The 612-nt window shown below is 46.6% G+C and carries 1 protein-coding gene; it reads left to right on the forward strand.

The genetic code is table 11. The features are described from left to right. Positions 1-612, forward strand: a 612-nt coding sequence (locus tag AB4496_RS24595; protein ID WP_372132428.1) for a type I glyceraldehyde-3-phosphate dehydrogenase, incomplete at both ends; no start/stop codon positions are given.

Here is a 612-nt window from a genome sequence, read left to right on the forward strand (position 1 = left end):
TGGCCGTATCGGCCGTTTCGTATTCCGCGCAGCTCAAGAGCGTGCAGACATCGAAGTAGTAGGTATTAACGATCTAATCGACGTAGAGTACATGGCATACATGCTTAAGTACGACTCAACTCACGGCCGTTTCAACGGTACTGTTGAAGTTGAAGGCGGTAACCTAATCGTTAACGGTAAAACTGTACGTGTTACAGCTGAGCGTAACCCAGAAGACCTTAAGTGGGATGCTATCGAAGTAGACGTAGTTGCTGAAGCAACTGGTCTTTTCCTAACTGACGAGACTGCACGTAAGCACATCACTGCTGGCGCTAAGAAAGTAGTTCTTACTGGTCCTTCTAAAGATGCAACTCCAATGTTCGTAATGGGCGTTAACCAAGCATCTTACGCTGGTCAAGACATCGTTTCTAACGCTTCTTGTACTACTAACTGTCTTGCACCTATCGCTAAAGTACTTAACGATAAGTGGGGCATTGAGTCTGGTCTTATGACTACAGTTCACGCTACTACAGCAACTCAAAAAACTGTAGATGGCCCTTCTGCTAAAGACTGGCGCGGTGGCCGTGGTGCTTCTCAAAACATCATCCCATCTTCAACTGGTGCTGCTAAAGC

This window comes from Vibrio sp. 10N.222.46.A1, assembly GCF_041473595.1.
GTDB classification, from domain to species: Bacteria; Pseudomonadota; Gammaproteobacteria; order Enterobacterales; family Vibrionaceae; genus Vibrio; species Vibrio tasmaniensis_A.